Below are 8,962 nucleotides of genomic sequence, written 5' to 3'. Positions count from 1 at the left end.
GCTAAAATCAGAAGAAGCAAGCTTCTTCATCATTCCGCTCGACTTGCATGTATTAGGCACGCCGCCAGCGTTCGTCCTGAGCCAGGATCAAACTCTCCATAATAGGTGAGTCGATTAGCTCGACTTTGTTGCTGGCGTCAAATTAATGACGTTTTAAAATGAACAATTAAGTTCAAGTTTTTGCTTCCCACACCGAAGTGTGTTCCGCTTTATTGTTGACGTTTTGCTGTTCAGTTTTCAAGGTTCATTTGTTCGCCGTTGTTGTAATGGCGACTTTAATATCTTATCAAATCCAGTTTGCTATGTCAACAAAAAGTTTTGATATTCTTTTTTCACTTTGTCGCTTTCAAATCAGCAACTTTATAAATATATCAGTCTCACTTATATAAGTCAACACTATTTTATAGATTTGTTATGGGTTTATATTATCAGAATATTAGGAGCTTTTCAACCACCAATTTATGACAATAGTATAAAGTGAAACGCTGCTTCTCTACCAATAAAAAAGAAGGACAATACTAATAAAAGTATTGTCCTTCCTATATTGATTAGTGCCCTTCTACAAACACAAAGTATAGAATAAAAATAGCGAACATGCCGTACATGATAGGATGAACCTTTTTAATATTCCCGCTCAAGATCATTGTAATCGGATAAAATACAAATCCTATAGCGATTCCTGTTGCGATGCTATACGTAAGGGGCATCGTAATAATAGTTAAAAATGCCGGTACCGCAATTTCAAATCGATTCCATTCAATTTTATTCAAAGATGAAACCATCAGGACACCGACAATGATTAAGGCTGGTGCTGTTACTGCAGAAGTCATTACGGATAATACTGGTGAGAAGAATAATGCCAATAAGAATAAGACACCCGTAACAATTGCTGCAAATCCCGTTCTCGCGCCTGCGGCAACTCCTGCACTTGATTCAATATAAGAAGTCGTCGTTGAAGTACCAAAAATCGCTCCCGTTACAGTTGCAAGTGAATCTGCTAGCAATGCTTTACCCGCACGCGGAAGTTTATTGTCTTTCATTAAGCCGGCTTGGTTGGCAACGGCAACAAGAGTACCTGCAGTATCAAAGAAATCCACGAATAAGAATGTCAGTACTACAATTAAGAATTGGATGGTCATTAATGATCCGGGATCATTCAGTATAGGTTCGAACGCCACCCCGAAAGTTGGAGCCACACTTGGAACTTTACTTACTATAGAAGAAGGAACATCTACTAAATTGAAAATCATCCCCGCTACTGCCGTTAATAGCATCCCGTAAAAGATACCACCTTTAACGCCTCTTACCATAAAGATAACTGTTAACACTAATCCAAAGATGGCTAGCAACGTATTTCCTGCAGATAAATCTCCTAATCCAACTAGTGTAGCATCGTTATTGACGATTATCCCTGCATTTCGTAAGCCGATAAAGGTGATGAATAAACCGATACCTGCTCCAACAGCATATTTTAATTCAGCAGGAATGGCATTGATGATGGTTTCACGAATTCCTGATAATGAAAGAACAATAAAAATTAGTCCGGAAAATAGAACACCTGTTAAAGCTGTTTGCCAAGGAATTCCGTAAGTTAGAACAACTGTATAAGCAAAGAATGCATTTAATCCCATTCCCGGTGCAAGGGCTATGGGATACTTGGCTATCAATCCCATAAAGAGAGAACCGACGGCCGCTGCTAAAGCAGTTGCTACAAATACTGCACCTGGATCCATGCGCATTGCGTCAGGTAAATCAGGCACCGAATTTAGTGACAAAGTTAATGGATTGACGATCAAGATGTAGGCCATCGATAAGAACGTAGTCAGTCCACCGATAATCTCGCGACGATAATTCGTTCCAAGTTCTTCAAATTGAAAATACTTTTTCATGTTTTTTCCTCCGTGTTGTCGTGTACACATTTGTTTCCTCTATAATAATTAAGTTTCAGCGTCAGATCTTAACTCAACTCAACTCTCAGTCTATAAAACAGGTACCCAGTTTAATAGAGATGTTAACCTCCGAATTGAATTCGACTTGCGCTAAATGCTTTCTATTATAAAAAACAAAAAGGCATGCAACAAAAAGTCGCATGCCTCCGATTTCTTCCATTAACGATGTTAATGTGAAGTAAGAAAGACGGAACGGTCCGCCTTTCTAAATCGTAGTCGAGTCATTTACGGTAACTCGGTAGAAACTTTCGGGCCATATTCCCGACTTTATACGACGACAGTATTTAATTACAATAGTACTATAACATCTATTTGTAGAGGTTTCAATCATTTTTCCGAACAATAATTAAAAAATTGTCTCCATAGTTCGGAAATAAACATTCATTTCCAACTGAACTCTTTATTCCCACTCAATTGTTGCGGTGGCTTGCTCGTGATGTGGTTTTTTGCCTTCGATTTTTTGATTCAATTGAAAATCATCCAGTAACTCAACAATTTTAAACATAAAAAAACTCCCTTCTATTTGCAAAATATCGCAAATAAAAGAGAGTATTTGTTAATAGTCAATTGTTGCTGGTGGTATAAGTCACTTTCAATAAAACATCTATAAACACCGATATATCAAGGTTTGAGACGTTTTAAAAAAGTTCTTTACAACCTACTATTCCCACTCAATTGTTGCAGGTGGCTTGCTCGTGATGTCATACAGTACACGGTTGATGTTCGGCACTTCATTGACGATGCGGACACTGATTTTCTCCAATACGTCCCAAGGCACACGAGCCCAGTCAGATGTCATCCCATCGATTGAAGTTACTGCACGAATTCCGATAGCGTAATCGTAAGTACGTGCATCACCCATTACACCGACACTTCGAATGTCAGGTAACACCGTGAAGTACTGCCAGATATCTCGTTCAAGACCAGCTTTAGCTACTTCTTCACGTAAAATCGCATCAGATTCACGAACGATTTCAAGTTTTTCTTCTGTAATTGCTCCCAAAACGCGAATTCCAAGACCTGGACCTGGGAATGGTTGACGCCATACAATTTCATCTGGCATTCCAAGCTCTGTTCCAAGTGCACGAACTTCGTCTTTAAATAGCGTGTTTAATGGTTCAATTAATTTGAACTGCATATCTTCAGGTAGTCCGCCAACATTGTGGTGAGACTTGATAGTCTGTGCAGTAGCTGTGCCACTCTCGATAATATCTGTATAAAGCGTACCTTGTGCTAGGAAGTCCATTCCTTCAAGTTTAGCTGCTTCATCGTCGAATACATAAATGAATTCATTACCGATAATTTTACGTTTTGTTTCAGGATCTGAAACGCCAGCCAGTTTGTTCATGAACCGTTCACGTGCATCAATTTTAATGACATTCATATGGAAGCCATCAGCGAAAGTCTTCATTACACTCTCCGCTTCGCCTTTACGAAGTAAACCATGGTCGACAAACATACACGTTAATTGATCGCCGATAGCTTTGTGAATCAATACTGCGACAACAGAGGAATCCACTCCACCGCTTAATGCACACAATACTTTTTTATCGCCGACTTCTTGACGGATTTTTTCAATTTCAAGCTCAATGAAGCTTTCCATTGACCAATCACCTTTAGCTTTACAAACACCAAATACGAATTGACGAATCAATTCAATACCGTAAACCGAGTGACGTACTTCAGGGTGGAATTGAACCGCATATAACCCGCGTGATTCATCAGCGATAGCTGCTACCGCACATGATGGGCTTGTAGCAATTACTTCAAAACCTTCTGGGGCAACCGTCACGTGGTCTCCGTGACTCATCCAAACAATTTGTTCCTTCGGTAAGTCATGGAATAATGTACTTTCTTTAACAACTGAAATTTCAGCTTTGCCGTATTCGCGATGAGAAGCTTTTTCAACTTTCCCACCAAAATGTTGAGACATTAATTGCATACCGTAGCAAATTCCTAAAATCGGAATGTTTAAATCGAAAATTGCTTGGTCAATATGGAAAGCATTTGCATCATAAACCGAATTTGGACCACCTGAGAAAATGATACCTGTAGCATTCATAGATTTAATATCTTCAGCGGTTACTGTATGCGGATGTAATTCACTGTAAACACCGAACTCACGGATACGGCGAGTGATTAACTGATTGTATTGACTACCAAAGTCAAGTACGACGATTTTTTCTTGTTCTTTCAACATAGGAGTTGCTGACAATATGGCCACCTCTTCACTTTGATTTTCGGACTCCCTTTAATATAGAAAAAACGCGTATGAAAGAAAACCTTTCTACGCGCTCTTTTGCTCTACACAAGAAAAGCTGAAACGTCACTGAAGTCTGGGACCCGCCCTGAAAGAAATGAAGCGGAAAAACCGTTCCAGTTGAATATCTCAAGGTTAGGTGCAGACTGACGCTTGCTACTAGACATTTAAGTCTCTTCTCGTTAAAAAGGCGAATGCAAATAAATGTCCATAAATAGACATGGGTGCATTCGCCTTCATAGTCAAGTCATTTCCGGCGACTTGGTAGAAACATCCGAACCTTATTATCGGACATATATGAGGGCAAACCGGTCTGTATAATTTTTCTCAATTCTACAGGTTGTCCGCCTTAAAATCAACCACTGGTGCGATTGATTAAATTTTCCCAACTTTCTCTCAGTTGAAGCCATTCGTGAGACTCTATATTTTTCCCATAAAAGCCTTTTTCATAAGCTGTCGTCAATACTTTCATATCTTTTGAGCCGAAGAATGAATCCACATATTTTGCATAAGTTTGCAATGTTTGTCCTTCATTCCGTTGAATCCCATACAACTCAAGTTGTTTTAACAAACTATGGTAGCTATGCTCAAATGACTGCCAGTTATCTTTACGTAAACGGTAATAAGGAACCAAGATTTTCGGCATCCATTTTTTTCGAATACGGAACAACATATATGAGAATAAAAGCGCGATGATGCTCCAGAGAATGATTTGTCCTTTATTGTCCGACATCCAGTCAGTAAAGTTCTGAATCATATCCGTGAATCGTTCTGAAAATGGTTTAGTTTCTCCTTTGTCTGTCGTTTCAGGTTTTTCCGGTTGAGCTGGGACAACTGGTTTTTCAGGCGTATCAGTCGAGTTTAACTCCAAATCGAAATCAATATTTCCAGTTCCACTAAAACCAATGGTCGGTTCGAATGGCATCCAGCCGATTCCTGGCAAATAAGCTTCGACCCAAGAATGGGCGTTATTATTTGTAACTTGGTACATTCTTTCCCCATTTTCAGTCCGAAGCTCTTTCCCTTCAGCGAATCCTTTAACCCACCGTGCCGGGATATCTAAAGAACGGAGCATAATAATCATGGATGTAGAGAAATTATCACAATACCCACGTTTTGTTTCAAATAGAAATTGATCTACATAGTCCTCATCTTTTTTTGGAACAGAAACATTCTGTTGATCGTAAACAAAGGCGTTTTGTGGAAAATAGCGTTCAATTGCTCGAGCTTTATCATATAGATTGGTTTCATCTTTAGTAATGGTTCGAGCCAATTCCCGAACGCGTTCAGGTAATTCTTCAGGCAACTGTAAATAACGTGAAAAGTCTTGAGATAGTATAGACAAACCTTCGTGAGTCGTTGCACGTAATGCCTTTAAACTGTAAGTTGGTTCACTGAAAGCTATACTATAGGCCTTTAATTGGACTTCATCGTTCTCCCGATAGGTCTCGATTTTTTGTGTATTGTTGGATATTGAGAATGTTGTACCTTCAGGTGCGTCCACTGTCACGGAACCATACGGATACATTAAGAATGGATATTCCAAGCTGAAACTATACTTGGCAACATCTTTATCCTCTTCAGGACCTGTTGGAATTCCTGTATCCAGCGTATCGCCTACTGTATAATTACGAATTTCATTGGAAGAAACGGATTGTTCCCATCCTTTTGATGTGTAAGTATCCTTCGTTTCAATCTTCCAATATTGGGGTGTTTGCACAATCGCTTCAAACACAACAGTACTATCTGACCTGAAAGCACCGCCTAAATTGGAATCATCTTCACCATAGCCAATTTTCCCGATGCCAACTGCTCCTCCGGGTCCTGCACCTGCTCCTTCAGCAAATGATTGAATAAACGGGACAGGATCTTCCCATATCGGTCCGGCTTTAGGAAGTAAATAGCCGATTGAACCACTGAATGCAACTAGCATTACAAGAGGAATAACAAGAAAAACATATTTCTCCCTGGTCATGGTTATTTGATTTTGTTCCATTATTTTCGCTACTTTTAATAGCCCCGATAATAATAACCCCAGAATCATGATACGAAGAATCGCTCCATCACCTTTATACGGACTGAATGTATCCAGTGCCGCAATAAAAACAACGGTCATGAAGAAGAATAAGAAAATGTTAAAACGGATACTGATCCAGTGATGTATTAAATATGCTGTCATCCATAATAATGAGAAAAACAGCACCGTCCTGAAAGAATCAGTCACGACTGACCAGTCACGACTGAAAAGTGCACCTACATTTATCATTAATTCCCCAAACAAAAATGAAACTGCTTCGCTTGTGAAAAATACTTCGTCCGTATAAACAAATACAATGACCCAGGCAATATAAACCAGTTTTCCAGGAACCGAAAGCCACCATGGAACCGATAAGAAACTGAATACAAAGCACAAGACGATGAAAGCTAGGAATATAGATAAATAGTTGGTTTCGGTCAACTCTAATACTGGCAATAACCATTCTCGGAATAGAAAGAACACCAGTAAATAAAATAAGGCTTGTAGCCATTTATTTTGAAGTCCAATTTTCATTTGCGACCTACCTCCGTAAAGGCATTTGCGAAATGATCTTGAGAAAGCACGTGCGTAATCATTCCTCTCGAACGAGCAAGTTGATGCAATGTCATTGCTTGTTTCGATAACTTTTCGCCTTTTTTAACAACAACAAAAACAGTACACTGACGTAAGTTTTTGGCAGCTCGTGGAATTGATTCAATTAATGCTGTGGTTAATTCACCAGTAATTAGCAAAATGGATGTTGCACTCGACATGGCTGGATCTGTCAGCAATAATTTTTCGATTGGCTGCTTCAAATCAGCTTCGACTTTAGCTAAATGAAACATCGTTCGTTGCAGTTGTTCCTCACTTTGAACAGCAGGGAAATAAAAGCGAGAAGCACCTAATGACAAGAATGCCGCACTTGCTTGGTTTCGAACAACTGCTTGTAACACTGACGCTGTCAATTCAATTTGTTCTTCAAAATTAACCGACGGTTTTCGGTCGACCATAATGAACAAATCCTGTGACTGTCGATCTTCAAATTCTTTCGTACGTAAGGTTTGAGTACGAGCAAATGATTTCCAATGAATCCAAGAAACCCGGTCACCTGGTTGGTAGTCCCGAACCCCTGTTGCCATCGTAGTATCCTTAACAATTGTAAATGGTGAGGCTGCGGCGCCTTGATCGTATCGAGTTTCAATTGGCATATAAATCATTTCCGATATGTTCGGGTAAACGATGACGGTCTGTTTTAATGGAAGTACATGTGTTTTTTTCACCCAGCCAAAAAAATCACTTACGGAAATTTCAATACCATCCAAAGAATGTTCGCCACGTGGCATCTGATCGATTTCATAGGTCCACTCGATGTTTCGTTGAAACCCTACCATTTTCACAGTTTTCAATTGTTTATTTGCATGTTGGATAAGGGATGCACTTTGTGTTACTTCCTTTACGATAAGATAAAGCATTGGAAAACGTGACGGTCTCTTTAATTTCACCGTCACAATCAATTTCCCACCTTTGCGGATTTGAGCAGTTTGAATATAGCGCTCAATTTCTATTTTCGAAATGGGACTGAAGAAGAACGCAATAGAATATAAGGCAAACGGAACTATTGAGTAAAAAATGAACCAACTGACGAAACCACCTTGGAACATGGCAAATGCAAACGAAAAAATGACTAGAAAGAGGACAAAAAGGAGTCGTCCTCCAATTGCCCATGTAAATTTAGCTTTCTTCATTGTTTAACTAACCTTTTAATTGGAACATTCGTTTTGGCTAAGATGCGTTCCACAATTTCCTCTGGTGTTATGCCATCATAGCGGGCTTCTGAACGTAAAATCATGCGGTGGCTGAAAACAAATGGTGCTAAATATTGAATATCGTCAGGTGTTACAAAGTCTCTTCCCTTCAACATCGCAAACGCCTGCGATGCCTTCATCAATGCCAGTGACCCACGAGGACTGACACCTAAGTAAATATATGAATCTTTTCTTGTACGGTTTGCTAAATCGACGATGTAGTTTTTGATTGTATCATCGACCACGATGTCTTTTACTTCTTTTTGCAGAAGAATCAGATCCTCCAAAGAAATAACAGAATTCAAGTTTTCTATTGGAACTGACTTCTCTGCACGCTTCAATACTTCAATTTCTTGTGTGTGTGACGGGTATCCCATGCGAAGTTTTAAAAGGAATCGGTCCAATTGCGCTTCTGGAAGCGGATATGTCCCCTCGTATTCTATCGGGTTTTGAGTGGCCATTACGAAAAACGGTTTAGGAATCGTCATGGTTTCACCATCGATTGTCACGGTTGCTTCTTCCATACCTTCCAAAAGTGCTGACTGAGTTTTAGGGGAAGTCCGATTGATCTCATCCGCCAATACGATATTTCCCATTATCGGACCTGGTCTGAATTGGAATTCCATTTCTTTAGGATTGTAAATCGATACACCAATTACATCCGATGGCAATAAATCCGGCGTGAATTGAATTCGTTTGAATTGAGCACCAACAGATTTTGCTAAAGCACGTACCATCATGGTCTTTCCAACGCCAGGCACATCTTCAAGTAATACATGTCCTTGCGCAATTAACGCAACTACACTTAACTCGGCAACTTCACGTTTCCCAATCATTACACGTTCAATATTATCCACAATTGCATGTATTTTCTCTTGGTTTCTCATCTCATTACTCCCCCAATTGTCCTACTTAATTATTATATTTTTTA

Annotated in this window: 5 protein-coding genes, 1 rRNA gene and 2 riboswitches; all 6 genes read right to left on the bottom strand. The window is 39.5% G+C overall.

Translation table 11 applies throughout. From position 1 onward, the window contains the following. Positions 1 to 103 (bottom strand): 16S ribosomal RNA (locus tag AC1DSK_RS15100); the annotation flags it as partial. Positions 104 to 548: 445 nt separating this feature from the next. After that, a complete protein-coding gene (locus tag AC1DSK_RS15095; protein ID WP_477548650.1) occupies positions 549 to 1,889 on the bottom strand; it encodes an NCS2 family permease in 1,341 nt (446 codons plus the stop codon). 253 nt (positions 1,890 to 2,142) lie between these two features. Next, positions 2,143 to 2,244, bottom strand: a riboswitch (purine riboswitch). Between the two features lie 366 nt (positions 2,245 to 2,610). After that, positions 2,611 to 4,149, bottom strand: a complete 1,539-nt coding sequence (guaA, locus tag AC1DSK_RS15090) for a glutamine-hydrolyzing GMP synthase (protein WP_036660253.1) — start codon at positions 4,147 to 4,149, stop codon at positions 2,611 to 2,613. Between the two features lie 279 nt (positions 4,150 to 4,428). Beyond that, positions 4,429 to 4,530: riboswitch (purine riboswitch) on the bottom strand. A 34-nt stretch (positions 4,531 to 4,564) separates the two neighbouring features. After that, positions 4,565 to 6,760: a transglutaminase-like domain-containing protein gene (locus tag AC1DSK_RS15085; RefSeq protein WP_477548651.1), complete on the bottom strand. Its 2,196-nt coding sequence runs from the start codon at positions 6,758 to 6,760 to the stop codon at positions 4,565 to 4,567. Further along, a complete protein-coding gene (locus AC1DSK_RS15080; RefSeq protein ID WP_477548652.1) occupies positions 6,757 to 7,971 on the bottom strand; it encodes a DUF58 domain-containing protein in 1,215 nt (404 codons plus the stop codon). Before AC1DSK_RS15080 ends, AC1DSK_RS15085 begins: the two co-directional genes overlap by 4 nt. Further along, the gene (locus tag AC1DSK_RS15075) at positions 7,968 to 8,918 is read right to left on the bottom strand and encodes an AAA family ATPase (RefSeq protein WP_477548653.1); all 951 of its coding nucleotides are present in this window, start codon (positions 8,916 to 8,918) and stop codon (positions 7,968 to 7,970) included. Before AC1DSK_RS15075 ends, AC1DSK_RS15080 begins: the two co-directional genes overlap by 4 nt. Positions 8,919 to 8,962 lie beyond the last annotated feature (44 nt).

This window comes from Paenisporosarcina sp. P4_B8 (assembly GCF_056402175.1).
This window is presented reverse-complemented; position numbering and strand designations above follow the sequence as displayed.